This window comes from Chroococcidiopsis sp. SAG 2025 (assembly GCF_032860985.1).
Lineage (GTDB): Bacteria > Cyanobacteriota > Cyanobacteriia > Cyanobacteriales > Chroococcidiopsidaceae > Chroococcidiopsis.
Map to the genome: position 1 here is coordinate 1,209,550 of NZ_JAOCNC010000001.1, position 17,615 is coordinate 1,227,164.

General features: G+C 45.3%; 16 protein-coding genes. 14 read left to right on the plus strand and 2 right to left on the minus strand.

Features of this window, described 5'->3' with window-relative positions; genetic code table 11:
• Positions 1-555: 555 nt before the first annotated feature.
• The 13 genes from N4J56_RS05785 to N4J56_RS05845 all read left to right on the plus strand — a co-directional run bounded on the left by N4J56_RS05785 (position 556) and on the right by N4J56_RS05845 (position 13,979).
• Complete coding sequence (locus N4J56_RS05785) at positions 556-1,719, plus strand: photosystem II q(b) protein (protein ID WP_317105593.1); 1,164 nt, start codon at positions 556-558, stop codon at positions 1,717-1,719.
• 60 nt (positions 1,720-1,779) lie between these two features.
• Positions 1,780-2,889, plus strand: coding sequence for a photosystem II q(b) protein (gene psbA / locus N4J56_RS05790; protein ID WP_317105594.1), 1,110 nt, complete (start codon positions 1,780-1,782; stop codon positions 2,887-2,889).
• 118 nt (positions 2,890-3,007) lie between these two features.
• The gene (apcD, locus tag N4J56_RS05795; protein ID WP_015153113.1) at positions 3,008-3,484 is read left to right on the plus strand and encodes an allophycocyanin subunit alpha-B; all 477 of its coding nucleotides are present in this window, start codon (positions 3,008-3,010) and stop codon (positions 3,482-3,484) included.
• Positions 3,485-3,669: 185 nt separating this feature from the next.
• The gene (locus N4J56_RS05800) at positions 3,670-4,155 is read left to right on the plus strand and encodes an allophycocyanin subunit beta (protein ID WP_192153925.1); all 486 of its coding nucleotides are present in this window, start codon (positions 3,670-3,672) and stop codon (positions 4,153-4,155) included.
• Positions 4,156-4,258: 103 nt separating this feature from the next.
• The gene (apcD, locus tag N4J56_RS05805) at positions 4,259-4,738 is read left to right on the plus strand and encodes an allophycocyanin subunit alpha-B (RefSeq protein WP_106170801.1); all 480 of its coding nucleotides are present in this window, start codon (positions 4,259-4,261) and stop codon (positions 4,736-4,738) included.
• A 75-nt stretch (positions 4,739-4,813) separates the two neighbouring features.
• Positions 4,814-7,156 (plus strand): phycobilisome rod-core linker polypeptide, encoded by a 2,343-nt coding sequence (locus N4J56_RS05810; RefSeq protein WP_317105595.1) that lies wholly within the window; start codon positions 4,814-4,816, stop codon positions 7,154-7,156.
• Positions 7,122-7,649, plus strand: a complete 528-nt coding sequence (apcD, locus tag N4J56_RS05815) for an allophycocyanin subunit alpha-B (protein ID WP_410500300.1) — start codon at positions 7,122-7,124, stop codon at positions 7,647-7,649. The genes N4J56_RS05810 and apcD (N4J56_RS05815) overlap by 35 nt, the downstream gene beginning before the upstream one ends.
• Before the next feature lie 83 nt (positions 7,650-7,732).
• Positions 7,733-8,791, plus strand: a complete 1,059-nt coding sequence (gene psbD, locus N4J56_RS05820; protein ID WP_317105598.1) for a photosystem II D2 protein (photosystem q(a) protein) — start codon at positions 7,733-7,735, stop codon at positions 8,789-8,791.
• An 87-nt stretch (positions 8,792-8,878) separates the two neighbouring features.
• On the plus strand, positions 8,879-10,279 hold the full coding sequence (gene psbC / locus N4J56_RS05825; protein WP_317105599.1) for a photosystem II reaction center protein CP43: 1,401 nt from the start codon (positions 8,879-8,881) through the stop codon (positions 10,277-10,279).
• Positions 10,280-10,781: 502 nt separating this feature from the next.
• Positions 10,782-12,344, plus strand: coding sequence for a photosystem II chlorophyll-binding protein CP47 (psbB, locus tag N4J56_RS05830; protein ID WP_317105600.1), 1,563 nt, complete (start codon positions 10,782-10,784; stop codon positions 12,342-12,344).
• A gap of 74 nt (positions 12,345-12,418) precedes the next feature.
• Positions 12,419-12,628 carry a photosystem II reaction center phosphoprotein PsbH gene (gene psbH / locus N4J56_RS05835; protein ID WP_192153941.1) on the plus strand — a complete coding sequence of 70 codons (210 nt, stop codon included), beginning with the start codon at positions 12,419-12,421 and terminating at the stop codon, positions 12,626-12,628.
• A gap of 59 nt (positions 12,629-12,687) precedes the next feature.
• Complete coding sequence (locus N4J56_RS05840) at positions 12,688-12,834, plus strand: hypothetical protein (protein WP_015153123.1); 147 nt, start codon at positions 12,688-12,690, stop codon at positions 12,832-12,834.
• Positions 12,835-13,064: 230 nt separating this feature from the next.
• Entirely contained in the window at positions 13,065-13,979 is a 915-nt protein-coding gene (locus N4J56_RS05845; RefSeq protein ID WP_317105601.1) for an AraC family transcriptional regulator, read from the plus strand.
• Positions 13,980-14,037: 58 nt separating this feature from the next.
• Here the strand turns inward: N4J56_RS05845 and lepB are convergent, their stop codons facing one another.
• A complete protein-coding gene (gene lepB, locus N4J56_RS05850) occupies positions 14,038-14,652 on the minus strand; it encodes a signal peptidase I (RefSeq protein ID WP_317105602.1) in 615 nt (204 codons plus the stop codon).
• Between the two features lie 352 nt (positions 14,653-15,004).
• On the opposite strand from lepB, the gene N4J56_RS05855 reads away from it, so the two are divergent.
• Complete coding sequence (locus tag N4J56_RS05855) at positions 15,005-15,532, plus strand: hypothetical protein (RefSeq protein ID WP_317105603.1); 528 nt, start codon at positions 15,005-15,007, stop codon at positions 15,530-15,532.
• 89 nt (positions 15,533-15,621) lie between these two features.
• On the opposite strand, the gene N4J56_RS05860 is transcribed toward N4J56_RS05855, so the two are convergent.
• On the minus strand, positions 15,622-17,550 hold the full coding sequence (locus N4J56_RS05860; RefSeq protein WP_317105604.1) for a serine/threonine-protein kinase: 1,929 nt from the start codon (positions 17,548-17,550) through the stop codon (positions 15,622-15,624).
• Between the last annotated feature and the right edge of the window lie 65 nt (positions 17,551-17,615).

The window sequence follows — 17,615 nt, forward strand, 5'->3', positions numbered from 1 at the left end:
AAGCTATATCCTAGAATCTTGGCTATTAAGATGCTAAGTGTGAATACCTCCGTGTCAATACATTTTTTGAGTAGTTTTTTCTACCAGTAGATATAAGTAGACGATGTTTCTTATTTGACAAATATTATTCACAAATCTCTAATTTTAGTCTGCTTTTGTTCAATAAAATTAATATGTCTTTACCTAAATTTATTTTTTAGTGAATTAATGCTCATTTGCTAACGAAAGACTTTTTGGACGTTGCTGCTAACAATAACATTGAGTTGTAAGCATCTGATAGTAAGGGCGATCGCGCTTCAAGGCAAGCGATCGCGCGAGCGTTTTCTTGGTAAAATTATTACTTTTTGTAAACAAATTTCATTTCTTCATTGGTTCTTCAGGTTTTTTCCCTATTCTCGAACACAATCAACGCCTAACAAGTTTTGTTGCTCCTACTTTGATTGCTTTGATTCGACTATCAAAAGTCAACCCATCGCATCAGGATGAAAAAGATTAAAAACTTTTAAAAACTTTTGCGGTGGGAAATTTCTCGCCCTTTATTAAACATCTATTCTCATGGTGTCAAAGACAGACAGTGCGATCGCAACTCCAACTCGGGGCGATCCTACTGAACAGATCCCAGTCACTAATGAATTAAAAAAACGCCAAAGCGTTAGTATTTGGGATCGCTTTTGTAATTGGGTGACTAGTACTGAAAATCGGCTATATATCGGCTGGTTTGGGGTACTAATGATTCCCTGTATGCTGACAGCAGCCAGCGTGTTTATCATTGCCATTATTGCCGCACCAGCAGTAGATATGGACGGTATGAGTTCGCCGATTACTGGCTCTCTACTAGACGGCAATAACATTATTACGGCTGCTGTCGTACCAACATCAGCGGCGATCGGACTGCATTTTTACCCACTTTGGGAAGCAGCCTCTTTAGATGAGTGGCTCTACAACGGTGGACCTTATCAACTGATCGTGCTGCATTTCTTGATCGGAATTATTTGCTATCAAGATCGCGAATGGGAATTGAGCTATCGCTTGGGAATGCGACCTTGGATTTCTTTAGCATTTACTGCACCAGTTGCGGCTTCAATTTCGGTCTTCTTAGTCTATCCAGTCGGACAAGGTAGCTTCTCAGCAGGAATGCCACTGGGAATTTCTGGAACTTTCGACTTCATGTTGCGGTTTCAAGCAGACCATAACATTCTCATGAGTCCTTTTCACGTCTTGGGAGTCATCGGAGTTTTGGGCGGTGCTTTCTTATGCGCTATGCACGGTTCCCTAGTGACTTCTACCTTGATCCGTACGGATGGCGATCGCATCGATGAATTGAGCGAATCGACCAATACCGGATACAAGCTCGGTCAAAAGCGCCCGACCTACAGTTTTAGGGCAGCTCAACTGTACTTGTGGCGGTTAATTTGGCGGGGAACTAGCTTTCCCAACTCGCGCCGATTGCATTTTTTCCTAGCAGCTTTTCCAGTAGCAGGAATCTGGTCTGCGGCTTTAGGGGTTGACATTGCAGCATTCAACTTTGAAAAGTTGAACTTCGAGCCAACCCACATCGAGAGCCAAGGCAGAACGGTAAATACATGGGCAGACGCGATCGCGCTTGCAAATCTAGGCATAGATATGGCACGCGATCGCCAGTTGCACCAGTTCCCCACGGATTTGAATTGGGAGTCGGGAGCCGGGAGTCGAGAGTCGGGAATGACCAATGACCAATGACCAATGACCAATGACCAATGACCAATGACAACTGTTAACTGACAACTGATAACTGAACATATGACTACAGTTTTACAGCGTCAATTAAACCGCGTCCCTGCGTGGGAAAGGTTCTGTAATTGGGTGACTAGCACGGAAAATCGGTTATATATCGGCTGGTTTGGCGTGCTGATGATTCCCCTTTTAGGAGTCTCCATTTGCGTCTTTACCATCGCTTTTATCGCAGCACCACCTGTAGATATTGATGGTATCCGCGAACCCGTATCAGGTTCCTTACTCTACGGCAATAACATCATTACTGGAGCCGTAGTGCCGATGTCTAATGCCATTGGCTTGCACTTTTACCCTATTTGGGAAGCAGCATCGATGGATGAGTGGCTTTACAACGGTGGACCCTATCAGATGATAGGTTTTCACTACATTCCAGCTCTGTGTTGTTATGCAGGGCGCGAGTGGGAGTTGTCCTATCGTTTGGGGATGCGTCCTTGGATTGCAGTTGCCTATACCGCTCCCGTTGCTGCCACATCATCAGTGTTCTTGGTTTATCCCATCGGACAAGGTAGCTTCTCTGATGGTTTGCCAATGGGCATCAGCGGTACTTTCAATTTCATGTTTGTCTTCCAAGCCGAACACAATATTCTGATGCATCCCTTCCATATGTTGGGAGTCGCAGGAGTACTGGGAGGTTCGTTGTTCTGCGCCATGCATGGTTCGTTGGTGACATCCAGCTTAATTCGCGAGACCAGCGATAGCGAATCGCAGAACTATGGCTACAAGTTCGGGCAAGAATCGGAGACATACAATATTGTCGCCGCCCACGGTTATTTCGGTCGTCTGATTTTCCAGTATGCCAGTTTCAACAATAGTCGTTCGTTGCACTTCTTTTTAGCAGCTTGGCCCGTGGTCTGTATTTGGGCTACAGCGCTGGGTATCAGTACGATGGCATTTAATCTTAACGGGTTTAACTTCAATAACTCAGTCCTCGACTCGCAAGGTCGCGTGTTACCGACCTGGGCTGATGTATTGAATCGGGCAAATCTAGGGTTTGAAGTCATGCACGAACGCAATGCTCATAACTTCCCCCTAGATCTTGCTTGTGGCGATGCCGTTCCAGTAGCGTTCAAAGCGCCAGCGATCGGTGAAGTTACACCACAGGCGATCGCAAGTTAAGCACTCATTTAGCTATCCTCTGGCTATTTATTGGCAAGTCTTTTGACTTTCCGATTGGCTTGCCAATTTTACTCAAACCAACTTGACAAAATGACTTAGCAATTTTTAGGAGAAAACAATGAGTATTGTTACCGAATTAATTCTGAATGCCGATAGTGAATCTCGCTATCCCGCACCAAAAGAAATTCAGGTCTATCAAAATTTTGTTAAAACAGGCGAACAGAGAATTCGGATCGCCAAAATATTAGCAGAAAACGAGCAAAGAATCGTTCAAAATGGTAGCGCGAGATTTTGGGAACGAGTTCCCAATACTCCTAGCAATAGCGGCAACGAACGCAAAACCGCTTCTTGCCAGCGCGATCAAGGTTGGTATATTCGTCTGATCGCCTATTCCGTATTAGCAGGTAGCGAAAAGCCTCTAGAAGAAATCGGCACGATTGGCATCAAAGAGATGTATAACAACCTCGAAATTCCGCTCAGAAACATAGTTGAATGTATGCGCTGTTTGAAAGAAGAAGCACTATCGCTTATGAGCGAAGAAGATGCTTTAGAAGTATCCGCATATTTTGACTACGTAATGCGATCGCTCTCTTGATTCGTCATTCGTCATTCGTCATTTGTGATTTCCAATTCATATTTTTTTGGCTTCTGTACGGGCGGGTTCACCAAAAAAACCTGACTCCGACAAAGATTTCGGGTGAACCCGCCCCTACAAATGACTTTTGACTGACCAATTACCAATTACCCATTATCAATTACCCGAATTTAGGAGATAAACCAATGCAAGACGCAATTACTGCTTTAATTAATTCTTCTGACGTGCAAGGCAGATATCTAGATCCCAATTCTTTGGATAAGTTACAAAACTACTTTCAAAGTGGCGATATGCGGGCAAAAACTGCGATCGCAGTTAGTGCAAATGCTAAAAACATTGTCACCAAAACAGTAGCAAAATCTTTGCTTTATACAGATATCACCGCTCCTGGTGGCAATATGTATACTTGTCGTCGCTATGCTGCTTGCGTGCGCGATTTAGATTACTTTTTGCGCTATGCCACCTATGCGATGTTAGCTGGAGACACTTCAATTTTAGACGAGCGCATTCTCAACGGTTTAAGAGAAACTTATAACTCTTTAGGCGTGCCAATTGGGGCAACAATTCGCTCCGTACAAGCCATGAAAGAAGTTGTTACTAGCTTAGTCGGTGCTGATGCAGGCAGAGAAATGGGTGTTTATTTCGACCATATTGCTGCTGGTTTGAGTTAATTAGTGACTAGTGACTAGTGGCTAGTGAATAGAAAAGATTCCAGTCACTAGTCACCAGCCACCAGCCACTCACCCCTCACCCCTCACCCCTCACCCCTCTCTTATGAGTATCATCACCAAAGCAATTGCTAGCGCCGATCGCGAAGCTCGTTATTTAAGTCCTGGGGAGTTGCGGACAATTCGCGACTTCTATAATGGCGGAGAAAACCGTTTGCGAATCGCTACAACTCTAATTGAAAACAGAAAAGAAATTGTTGAAAGAGGTAGTTTGAAGTTTTGGGAATGCTGTCCCGACACGCCAAGTAATAGCGGTAATAGAACTTATCGTGCATCTTGTTTGCGCGATCAAGATTGGTATATCCGCCTAATTGCTTATACAGTGATTGTCGGAGATGTAGAACCTCTAAAAGACATAGGAATTGTAGGTGTAAAAGAAATGTACGAATCCCTAGAAATTCCTTTAAGAAATTGGGTGGAATGCATTCGTTGTCTAAAAGAAGTGACTTTAGACCTTTTAAGTCGGGAAGATGCTGCTGAAGTCACACCGTATTTTGATTGTTTGATTCAGGGAATGACTCCTTAAAAAGTCAAAAGTTAAAAGTTAAAAGTCAAAACTTTTCTTCTTCCTTCTAACCCCTAATTCCTAACTCCTTTAACAATGAGTGTAAAAGCAAGTGGTGGAAGTCCGGTAACTCAACCGCAACGATATCATACTGTCCCAGTTGCAGTGATTTCTCATGCGGTACAACAAGACCGTTGTTTAAAAAATACCGAACTACAAGAACTCGCTGATTTTTTCAGTTCGGGCGTGAAGTTGTTAGAAATTGCCAACACGCTGACTCAACATGCTGATGAAATTGTGTTAGCTGGGGCTAACCGAATTTTTGTTGGCGGTTCGCCAATGGCTTATTTAGAAAAGCCGAAAGAAAAGATTGGATTGCCTGGTTCTGGTTACTACGTCGGCGAAGATTTTCTCACAGATGCTAGAAGAAAAGCTGGTGCTGTGATGGTCAAAGAGGCTTTAAAAATCCAAGAAGTTGCATACTACAGCAATCCTTTGAGTGGTTGGTTGCAGCGTTTTCGCGACCTATTTAATAATCAAGATCCTTTGCCTGGTGGTTTTCGCTTTATCAACGTGTCTCGCTATGGTGCAGTCAGGATGAAGCGATCGCTGCGGGACTTAGCTTGGTTTTTACGCTATATCACCTATGCAATTGTGGCGGGTGATGGCAGCATTTTGAGTGTCAATGTCAGGGGCTTGCGTGGTGTGATTCCTGAAGATGTCACGGAAGCTACTATTGTGGCACTGCGGGCAATGCGGCGACAGTCGCTTGACTATTTCTTAGAGGATGCGGAGGCAACGGCATTAGTCAAGGGTTACTTTGACTTACTGATTGCCGAATATCTGACCGATAAACCCTCAAATCAAGTCAGAATTGGTGTTTCCAACGACCAACAAGGATTGCAACTGCCGCAAAGTTACTCGATGTCAGCAGAAGTGCGACCGAAATTCGTCTTCAAGCAGGCAGCAACGCTAACTCAGAAACAAGAGGCGATCGCAGCGATTTATCGTCACGTATTCGAGCGCGATGTGACTGATACGTATGGGTTTGCCCAGAAAGCTGAGTTAGAATCTCAGCTCATCGGTGGAAATATCTCGGTTAAAGAATTCGTGCGCCGTTTAGGTAAATCTCGCCTCTACCGCAAATTGTTCTACGAGCCTTTTACCATCAGTCGGGCGATCGAACTGGCAGCGCGGCACTTCTTGGGACGGGGATTGAGCAGTCGCGAGGAATTTCAGGCATACTTTGATGTCATGACTAAAGGTGGTTTGCCTGCTTTAGTCGATGCGTTTGTCGATTCTGCGGAGTACAGCGATTATTTTGGTGAAGAGACAGTCCCGTATTTACGGGGCTTGGGTCAAGAGGCGCAAGAATGTCGCAACTGGGGACCGCAGCTAGACTTATTTAAATATAGCGCCCCCGTGCGGAAAGTCCCGCAGTTCATTACTCTATTTGGTAGCTACCAGAAGCCCCTACCCGAACAGCATCCTTACGGTTGCGGTAACGATCCGCTAGAAATTCAATTTGGGGCAATCTTTCCCCAGGAAACCCGCAATCCCCACCCTCAACCTGCATTTTTTAACAAGGATACGCGCCGAATTCTGATCGGTTCTGGTGCAGGTAGTCCCGATAAGCTCAACGGTAATGCTTTGGGTAAAGTTCCTGGCTCCTTGGGTACTAGGGTACTGAAGCTAGAACCCGTGCATCATGCCAACGGGAAATCAAACGGCGTGAGTCAGCCAGGGCATCAGAGTCCTAGCGTTAATCTTCTGCACCACTCATCCTCAGCATTTATTGGAGGAGCCTATCGGCAGGTATTCGGGCGTTCTTTATATGAAGGTCAGCGGCAACCGCTATCCAGCGCTGAATCAAAGCTACTAGGGGGCGAAATTAGCGTGCGGGAGTTCGTGCGGCAATTAGCTAAATCGAAAGTATTCCGCAGCTTATATTGGGATTCGCTTTACGTGACGAAGGCAATTGAATACATCCATCGGCGGTTGATGGGTCGTCCTACTTATGGGCGAGAAGAAATGAATCGCTACTATGACATCTGCGCCACAAAAGGCTTCTACGCCCTGATCGATGCCATTATCGACAGTCCCGAATACTTAGAGTGTTTTGGAGAAAATACAGTGCCTTACGAACGCTACGTCACCGCAAGGGGTTACTTAATGCGATCGCCGCGTCATGAAAATCAGTTAAGACGCGAGCAAGTAGCAGAAACCGTTCCCGATAAATACAACCCTAGAAAAGCGAATTGGGCAGCACTAACTGAGTTTGTCGAACAACCGATTCTGAATCAAATTACCAGCGATGGGCGATCGAATCGAGCAACCGAGATGAGACATGCGGAAATAGCAGGCGATCGCAGTGATTCACCAGAAGAGAGCTTAGAGGAGAGCTATGAGTATAGTCAAGCAAATGATTCTGAACGCTGATGAAGAGGTACGCTACCTGACTCCTGGTGAAATTCACGCCCTGCAAAATTTCTATAAATCGGGAACAGAGCGTATCCGTCTGGCGAAAGCTCTAGCACAGAACGAAAAAAAGATTGTCGAACGAGCGACGCAAAAATTTTGGAAGATCTGCCCCAGAACCCCCAGTAATAGCGGTAACGCCCGTAAAACTGAGGCAGCCATGCGGGATATTGGGTGGTACATCCGTCTGGTGAGTTATTGCCTGCTCGCCGGAAACGAAAAACCTTTAGAGGAAATTGGCTTAATTGGGATGAAAGAACTCTACAACAGCGTCGGCATCCCCCTAGAAAATGTGCGTCAATATATGCTTTGCGTCAAAGCAGAAGTTAGCGCCATGCTACCACCAGAAGATGCAGCCGAAGTCATTCCTTACTTCGACCTCATTTTGCAAGTCATTTCCTCTCCAGGCGCACCATATTTTCAAAACAACGGTCGAACGGATTGGCAACGGTAAGTCGTAAGTCGTAAGTCGTAAGTGACAAATCAACTACCAACTACCAATTACCAATTACCCATTCAAAAATAGGAACTTGACATATGACTATAGCAATTCGATCTACCCAAATTGGGTGGGGATGGTTCGGTGTACTCGATGACTGGCTGAAGCGCGATCGCTTTGTCTTTATCGGCTGGTCTGGTTTGTTGCTCTTTCCCTGCTCTTATATGGCAATTGGCGGATGGTTCACTGGCACTACCTTTGTTACCTCCTGGTATACCCACGGTGTTGTTAGTTCTTATTTAGAAGGTTGCAATTTTCTCACCACTGCTGTCTCTACTCCAGCCGATAGTATGGGTCATTCTCTACTATTTTTATGGGGACCAGAAGCTAATTGGGATTTCACCCGTTGGTGTCAAATCGGTGGCTTGTGGAGTTTTGTCACTCTACACGGCGTTTTCGGTTTAATTGGTTTTTGTTTGCGGCAGATGGAAATTGCCAGAGTTGTAGGTATTCGTCCCTACAATGCCTTAGCATTCACTGCTCCAATCTCTGTTTTTGTGAGCGTCTTTTTAATTTATCCTTTAGGACAATCTAGCTGGTTTTTTGCGCCTTCCTACGGAGTCGCTGGCATTTTCCGTTTCTTACTATTTTTCCAAGCTTTTCACAACTATACCCTCAATCCATTTCACATGATGGGGGTAGCTGGTGTTTTGGGTGGAGCTTTGTTGTGTGCGATTCATGGGGCTACAGTAGAAAACACCCTATTTCGAGACACCAAAGGCTTTAATACATTCCGAGGTTTTTCTACTACCCAAGCAGAAGAAACTTACTCTTTTGTCACAGCTAATCGCTACTGGTCGCAGATTTTTGGTATTGCCTTCTCCAACAAACGTTGGCTGCACTTTTTCATGTTATTTGTTCCCGTTACGGGTTTGTGGATGAGTTCAATTGGCATGGTAGGTTTAGCGTTTAACGTGCGGGCATACGACTTTGTTTCTCAAGAATTGCGTGCCGCAGAAGATCCAGAATTTGAAACTTTTTACACCAAGAATATTCTGCTCAATGAGGGAGCCAGAGCTTGGCTAGCACCCCAAGACCAACCTCACGAAAAATTCCAATTCCCCGAAGAAGTCTTACCGCGTGGAAATGCCCTTTAGCAATTTGCTAATAGCTAATAGCTAATGGTTGATGGCAATTAACTATTAGCTATTAACAATTAACAATTAACAATTAACAAATTAAACATGGAAACACCTTTCGATCGCTCGATTACAACGACAACTAATGTCGATACGCCCAGAGAAGGACGGGATGAAGCGTCTACTGGATATGCTTGGTGGGCTGGAAATGCACGGTTTATCAGCTTGTCCGGTCGGTTTTTAGGCGCTCACGTTGCCCATGCTGGATTAGTGGCTTTCTGGGCAGGCGCAATGCTAATGTTTGAAGTTGCCCACTACGTACCGGAAAAACCGATGTACGAGCAGGGTTTAATTTTGATGCCCCACATTGCTACTTTGGGTTTTGGTGTTGGGCAAGGTGGTCAAGTCGTTGATATTTTCCCATTTTTTGCGATCGCTGCCATACATCTCATCGGCTCGGCTGTTCTCGGTTTTGGTGGTGTCTATCACTCGATTAAAGGACCGGAAAGGCTAGCAGGTTTCTACGATTTTGACTGGACTGATAAAGATAAGGTCACGAGCATCTTGGGATATCATCTGATTGCTCTGGGCTTGGGAGCGCTCTTGTTAGTCGCTAGAGCTATGTATTTGGGTGGCTTGTACGATACTTGGGCACCAGGCGGCGGCGATGTCCGTGTCGTGACCAATCCCACCCTCGACCCCAGAATCATTTTTGGCTATCTCTTTAAAGGTTTTACTGGTGGTGCGGGTAATATTGCCAGCGTCAACAACCTGGAAGATATAGTTGGGGGTCATATTTGGATGGGAGCAATTTTGATTGCTGGTGGTATTTGGCACGTTTTAACTAAGCCATTTAAGTGGGCAGAGCGTGTTTTCATCTGGTCTGGTGAAGCTTACCTGTCTCAAAGTCTGGGAAATGTGGCTGGACAAGCTTTAATTGCTGCCTGTTTTATTTGGTTTAATAACACTGCCTATCCCAGCGAGTTTTATGGTCCTACCGCGCCAGAAGCATCGCAAGCGCAAGCATTAAACTTCTTGGTACGCGACCAGCAGTTAGGGGCAAACGTGGTTTCAGCCCAAGGTCCGACGGGGTTGGGTAAATATCTGATGCGATCGCCGACTGGAGAAATTATCTTTGGCGGTGAAACGATGCGATTTTGGGACTTCAAAGGTCCCTGGTTAGAGCCACTACGCGGTCCCAACGGACTCGACCTGGAGAAAATCAGATATGACATTCAACCTTGGCAAATTCGTCGTGCTTCTGAGTACATGACTCATGCACCTCTGGGTTCTCTCAACTCGGTGGGAGGTGTGGCTACGGAGATTAACTCCTTTAACTATGTATCTCCTCGCGCTTGGCTGGCTTCAGCTCACTTTGTGTTCGCTTTTCTATTTCTAGTCGGTCACTTGTGGCACGCCGGACGCGCTAGAGCTGCGGCTGCTGGTTTTGAAAGAGGCATCGATCGCGAAGACGAACCAGTTTTATCTATGCCCCCGCTCGACTAGACAAGTTTGGAGCGCAGCGGGAAGAAGATTGTTCTGGCTTCTTCCCCTTTTCTTTAGTTGTCATTGGTCATTTGTTGTTTGTATTTCGGCTGAATCAGCGACTGATGGCTAGTGGCAACCCTATAAATCTGTGGTCATTCAAATGAGAGTGTTATGGCTCGTTAGCTCCAGCATAAAAAATCGTAAATTTTGCAAAACTTGTAAAAATTTAATATTTCCCTGTTAAATCATTTTTTCTCGGTCGAAAGCTATGCAAAAAATAGTTCAGAAAAAAATTGTCGATCCCATAATCGATTTGACTCTGTTATTCATTCTGATTTTGTTTTTGATTGGAACAAAATACTTTTTCCCTAATTCAATAACGGGAACATATCTACAACTTTTTGTTTGACAAACAATGACTAATAGAAAAGTCAAAAGTCAAAGTCGTCTCCTAACAAATAACAAATGACGAATGACAACTGACAACTGACAACTGATAACTGAAAAAGGAGCATAATTAATGGGATTACCTTGGTATCGAGTTCATACATCGGTCATAAACGATCCAGGACGACTCCTTGCCGTACACCTAATGCATAACGCTCTGTGTGCGGGTTTTGCTGGTTCCATGCTGTTATTTGAACTCGCATTGTACGACTCTAGCGATCCAGTTTTGAACCCGATGTGGCGACAGGGATGTTTCTTAATGCCTTTTGTGGCTCGTTTGGGGGTGACTAATTCTTGGCAAGGTTGGAGTATTACGGGTGAATCAGTCGCTGACCCTGGTTTTTGGACGTTTGAAACTGTGGCGATCGCCCACATCATTTTCTCAGGATTAGAGTTTCTGGCTGCTTGTTGGCATTGGGTTTATTGGGATTTGGCGACATTTTTCGACCCCAAAACAAACGAGCCAGTGTTAGATCTTCCCAGAATCTTTGGCATTCATTTATTGTTAGCAGGGTTACTCTGTTTTGGTTTTGGTGCTTTCCACTTAACGGGAATTTTTGGTCCTGGGATGTGGGTCAGCGATCCGTATGGATTAACTGGTCACGTCCAAGGCGTTGCGCCTGTTTGGGGGGCGGAAGGCTTTAATCCTTACAATCCTGGTGGTGTGGTCGCACACCACATTGCGGCAGGAATTGTCGGTATTATCGGCGGATTGTTCCATATCGTGACGCGACCGCCAGAGGTACTGTACAAAGCCTTGAGAATGGGCAATATTGAAGGCGCACTTGCTAGCGGGTTGGCAGTATTCTTTTTCGCTGGTTTTGTTGCTTGCGGTTCGATGTGGTACGGCACTGCTACCACTCCAATTGAATTGTGGGGTCCTACTCGGTTTCAATGGGATCAAAATTACTTTAAAAAAGAGATCGATCGCCGCGTTCAATCCGATTTAGCTGAAGGTAAAAGCCTCTCGGAAGCTTGGTCGGCAATTCCTGAAAAGCTGGCGTTTTATGACTACGTTGGCAACAGTCCGGCAAAAGGCGGTTTGTTCCGAGTCGGTCGGATGGTCGATGGAGATGGAGTCGCCAAAGCTTGGCTTGGTCATGCCATTTTTAAAGATGGAGAAGGACGGGATTTAACCGTGCGCAGAATGCAAAATTTCTTTGAAACCTTCCCAGTCGTTTTGACAGATAAAGATGATGTCGTCCGCGCCGATATTCCTTTCCGCAGAGCAGAAGCCAAGTATAGCTTCGAGCAAAAAGGCGTTACGGTTAGCTTTGTGGGTGGCACATTAGACGGTCAAGCATATACAGAACCAAGCACGGTCAAGAAATTTGCCCGTCAAGCTCAACTTGGTGAAGTCTTTGATTTCGATCGCGAAACCTATAACTCTGACGGCGTATTCCGCACCAGCAATCGCGGATTCTTTGCCTTTTTCCATTGTTGCTTTGCTTTAGTGTGGTTCTTCGGGCATATTTGGCACGGTTCCCGCACTATCTTCCGCGATGTCTTTGCTGGTATCGATCCTGGTTTGGACGAACAGGTAGAGTTTGGTGTCTTCCAGAAGGTAGGAGACCTTACTACACGTAAGAAAGTACCGGTTGCAGCTATGGCTGGAACCAGAGAACCTGCTATGTAGCATTCCTGTAGAGACGTTACATGTAACGTCTCTACAAACCCTCATCCCTCATCCCTCACTCCTCACCCTCATTTATGCAACAACCAAAATATCAACCTAAAAAAACTGCCCCCGTGCAGTACTTTTTCAGAAATTTCAATTCGGAAGCTGGTAAGGTTGCCCCTGGTTGGGGTACAACACCGTTAATGGTGGCTTTAATGCTGTTGTTTTTCTTGTTTTTATTAATCATTTTGGAGCTTGCCAATGCCTCACTCATGGTTCGAGGTATTCATGTAGGTTGGTAGAAACTCGGATAGATCGCCTTGCGGCGATCGCGTTAGAATCTTGACTTTGAGGTGGTTTCATGCATCACATCTATTATTTTGCCTACGGTGAAGGGCAATTCGCTTCAACTGCAACTGGAGTTTTATTCGGTTTATTAGCAGCTTTTTTATTGTGCGTTCTCTTAATTGTGTACGCATCGAGTACGTATCCCGCAGATCGCCGTTAGTATCGGTGCGATCGCCTGGTTCAGACAAAAAACCTGACCTGACAATAAACGCAGGACTAGGGGACTAGGCGTTCGATTGTGGTTTCGGGATGCGAGGAGTCAAAACAACGCAAGTTCAAAACCCTTAATTTTCCACGAGTCCGCACCAGCGGACTTTGTTTGCTTATTCGTATCAGACTATACCCAACAAAGTACAATTAAAGCAGACTTTGAAATAGTGGAGTATGCCAATGTCTGATGCGATTAAAGCTTACAACTCCATGTCTGAGTTTTATGCATCAATGGGTGGAACCCTAAAACAAGACGTTGATTTTACGATTCATCAGCTTGAGCTAGTTCATAGCAATGTGCCGATCGAATCTCCCCTATTTCGCGCTAACTATTACTCGATCTTGCTCATTCGTAAAGGGCGGGGTTGCTACATTCTTGACGGTCAATCTTACGAAACAAAGGACAGAACGATTTACTTTACTAATCCCGGTCACATTAAGGGATTTAAGATTTACGAACTATCGCATGGTTACGTGATTACGTTTTCAGAAACATTTCTGAAGCAATACGTCCATGAAAATATCTTTGATGATTTTCCGTTTTTAATTGCAGAGATTGTGCCACCACACTATCCCGATCGCGAAGTTTTTCAAATTTTTGACGACTTGGGAACGCAACTTTTACAAGAATATCAATCGAATTCTGCTTACAAATTCAAAATTATTGGCAGTTTAACAGTTGTACTCCTATTCAAAATTAAAGAGCAGTTTTGGAATGCCTATAACCCTTTGGCTGAATCGCAAATGGGTTCAGAGATTGTCATGACATTCAAGCGCAACTTGGAAGCTCATTTTCGCGATCTCGCGATGGGAAAACTCGATCGCCCATATCGAGTGCAGGACTTTGCCCAAGCGCAGCATCTTCACCCTGCCTATTTCAGTACGGTGATTAAGAGCAAAACAGGTAAATCCGTCAACGCCTGGATGATTGAAAAAACGCTATCCGAAGCCCAAGCAATGCTGTCGAGATCGACTGAATCCGTGCAGGAAATTGCCTTTCGACTTGGCTTTAACGACGCAGCATACTTTTCTCGCTTCTTTAAAAAACATACTGCGACAACTCCTTCTAGCTTTCGCCAGAGACTAAAAGCTTGAATATTCAGCATTCCACGCAAAGAGGCAACTAGTCTCTTTGTTTCGCCTGAAAATCGCGCTAGCTTGAGATAAATCCCATCCGATCGAGGGGGAAGAAGCGGAATACGGCACGACCGATAATATTTTCTTGGGGTAAAAAGCCCCAAACGTGGGAGTCGTTACTATCGTTGCGGTTGTCTCCCATGACGAAGTAAGTACCTGCTGGAACTTGGACTGAGTTGAGTTGGTAGGCAGGTGGTTCGGCAATATAATCTTCCGAGAGCGATCGCCCGTTGAGATAAACTAGACCGTTCTTCACGCTGACGGTATCCCCAGGTTGACCGATAACTCGTTTGATAAAAACTTGGTTTTTGTGATAACCCATGCTTTGCAACTGTGCAGGTGGTTCAAATACTACAATGTCGCCTGTTGCAGCCGGGTGAAACCAGTATGAAACTTTTTCGACTACCAAGCGATCGCCTGTATGTAAGGTGGGTATCATCGAGTCTGAGGGAATATAGCGTGGTTCCGCAACAAAAATGCGGATTATCAGTGCCATAACTAGAGCGATCGCGACTAGGCGAATATTTTCCTGCTGCGATCGCCATAGTCGCAACCATCCAGATGCTTCTGATGTTTTTGTTTCTTGAGTTGTCGTTGCTGGATCTGGCGAATTAGTTTTCTGAGATGTCATAAACCATACAGTGAGTTGTGAATCGTGAATTGCGGGTAGTTATTAGCTCTTTTTATTTATAAATAACCATAATACCTTTATTTAGTTAGCTAGTTATTACTTATGTAACTTTGTCTGCAAGCAAATTTAAGTGATTTTTTATACTATAATTCGCTGCTTGTTGTAGTTGAAAAATAGACTTCGATCGTAAAAAGTAATTTTTATTACAGAAATATTTGTATCGACTATATCGGTAGCCAAAAATACCAAATCTACATTATGGTACAGGTGGCAATAAACTCAGAAATGCCAAGCTGAGCTAGAAATTTCTATATTTCTGGCACGACAGCTAAAGCAAAGGAGACAGTAAAATATGCTCAAACAGTTTTTGACAGGCGGTTCTGTTCTCGCCCTATTGCTCGTAGGTGGTTTCTCAGCTCAAGCAAAGCCACAATCCTCAGTCTTATTACAAGCTCAAACCCAGGAAGTACCTACTACTCCCGATAGTCAAACAACTCCACCCGCAGGGACACTTGAGCCTGGGACAAGCCCAGAAGGAACGACTACACCGGATACGACTACACCGGATACGACTGTACCCGATGCAACTACACCGGATACAACTACACCGGATACGACTGTACCCGATGCAACTAGCCCCGCGCCAGGTACGAGTCCAGACGGAACGACTACGCCTGACGTAACTCCTGATGCAGGTACGCCCGAAACCACGAGTCCTGATGCTACGACTAGCCCCGATGCTAGCGATACGTCTACCCCGGAATCGCAAACTTCAACTCCCGGCTCTAACACCGATAGAGCTGGAATATTTTGCGAGTCCAATCAGATCCCAGAACCAACTGGAGGAGGTTCGAGAGAATTTCGTGAATGCCAGCAATAGCAGCGTGCGGTAAGGCTTGCGTCTAGGTATGCAATTGTAAAGGGCAGGAGACAGAAGAAATCTTTTTCAGATTCTGCCTCTTGCTCTCTTTAGCGCTGCAACCATCGCCAGCAAGGAATAAGGATGTAGTGGCTAATCCCCAGACAGCAACTAGAGATCGCGGCGATCGCGCCAAAAAAGGTAGCATACAACTGAAGCTCAAACCAACTTGGTTGCGGGCTAAGATGAAAAATTAGGGCTGGGAAAAGATTGAGCCGAACGAGAATAGTAAAGACGATCGCCGTACTAACAGCAGCAACGGTAGCATGAAAAAAGCGATGACGGCGCAAACCCAAGCCGGAGACAAGAAAGGCGATCGCCACGCAGATAGTTGCAGGCAAGCTCCAAATTCCAATGTAAGGTGTAATTAAAGTCCAACACAACCAGCCCAAAACATAACCGCTAGCACCTAATAAAGCAGACATTAAATAGTGTCGTCGTTGGTCAAAAACTCCCGGTGCGGTCAATCCTGCGGCTGTAAATAACCCCGCCGATGCAAACACGATTGATTCTGCTTCTGTGGCAATTTGAGAGTCTGTCATCAGTTGGGGTAGGTATTCTACTAGAAAGCTATTGACTGCAATTCCCAGGGGAGAAAAATAACCAAAGATAAAGCCGATACTAGTTCCGACAACAGCCGCGATCGCACTCCACACAATTGCTCGGATAGTATCTATTCCAGCGCATCCTACCTGGGTAGTCAATCGCCATAGAGAACGAGCGATATTCGCTAGGCTTCTACCGATCTTGGTAACAAATGGTATGGACGCAAAGCGGCTTGTCGATAGTCTGCGCTGGGTTGCTTGTCGTAGAGTATGCGATCCCTGGGGGGCAGTATTGTGAGTTTGAAAGGTTGATGGCGGCGATTGCTTCCTAATTGTTTCAGCGAACAAATTCGTCGTTCGCGCAGCAATCTGATGCATTTGATTCACAAGTTGGGGCGATCGCTGTTTGCTAATTTGCGCTAAGCGGTGAGTTAAGTAGGTAGCTATGAGTTGCGATCGCTTCCAGCCATTCAAACTCAGTTGATGAATCGCTTGATATACAGATGGTTGCGTTTCGATCTGCGGACTTTGTAATAACCTTTGTTCGATCGCCGTAGCACTAGTTGGGCGCAGGCGGGCATCTTCCTGCACTAATTCATCAAGCAGATCGGCAAATGCTGGGCTAACTTGGACTAAATGTCGCCAACTCAGCTCTTTGGTTACGGGATCTTCCAACTCAGAGGGAGGCTGACCAGTGAGTAATTCAATTGTCGTTCTACCCAAAGCATAGAAATCGGCGGCTGGTTCCACATCCCGTCCCGAAGATTGTTCTGGAGGGCTATAGCCAGGAGAATAGAGTCGAGTTGAGCTTTCTGCGGCTGACACGGAATGCTGGCGCGATCGCCTTTTTTTGGCTCCACCAAAATCGATCAATACTAGTCGATTTGTTTCTTGACGTAGCATTAAATTTGAGGGTTTCAGGTCGCGGTGGATGATCTGCCTGCTATGCAATATCTGTAGAATTTCTAAAGCTTGTCCGAACCAATCTCGAACCATTTCTTCTGGACAACCTCGGTCGTACTTGTCGAGGACAGCCTCTAAAGTCTGACCGTCGATTTTTTCCATGACCAGACAAAATAGATCCCGCTTGGAATTGCTGGCGGGTAGGTGAAAATAGCCGTCTGGCTCGACTCTAGGAACGCCAGGATGGTTGAAGCTAGTTAAAATTGCCGCTTCCTGCTGAAATAATTGTCTTGCTTTAGCGCTATTTTCTAGCAAAATCTTCAACACTCGTTCGGTTTGAGTTTGCAGATCCCAAACGGTGTAAATTACCGAAAATCCACCCGTCCCTAATTTTTTGAGTGGAATATAACGGTTTCGCAACGCGATCGCCGCGCCGCAAGTCGTACAAAACTTGTTTCCCCCTGCTTGGACGTGTGGATGCTGGGGGTCACTAGGATTGATACAGAGAGTAACGCTAGGCTGATAAGGCACAATCAGCTGTGGATGCAGGCTTTATAGATTTTACATTAGTCAGTTATCAGTGAATAGGGAGCGCA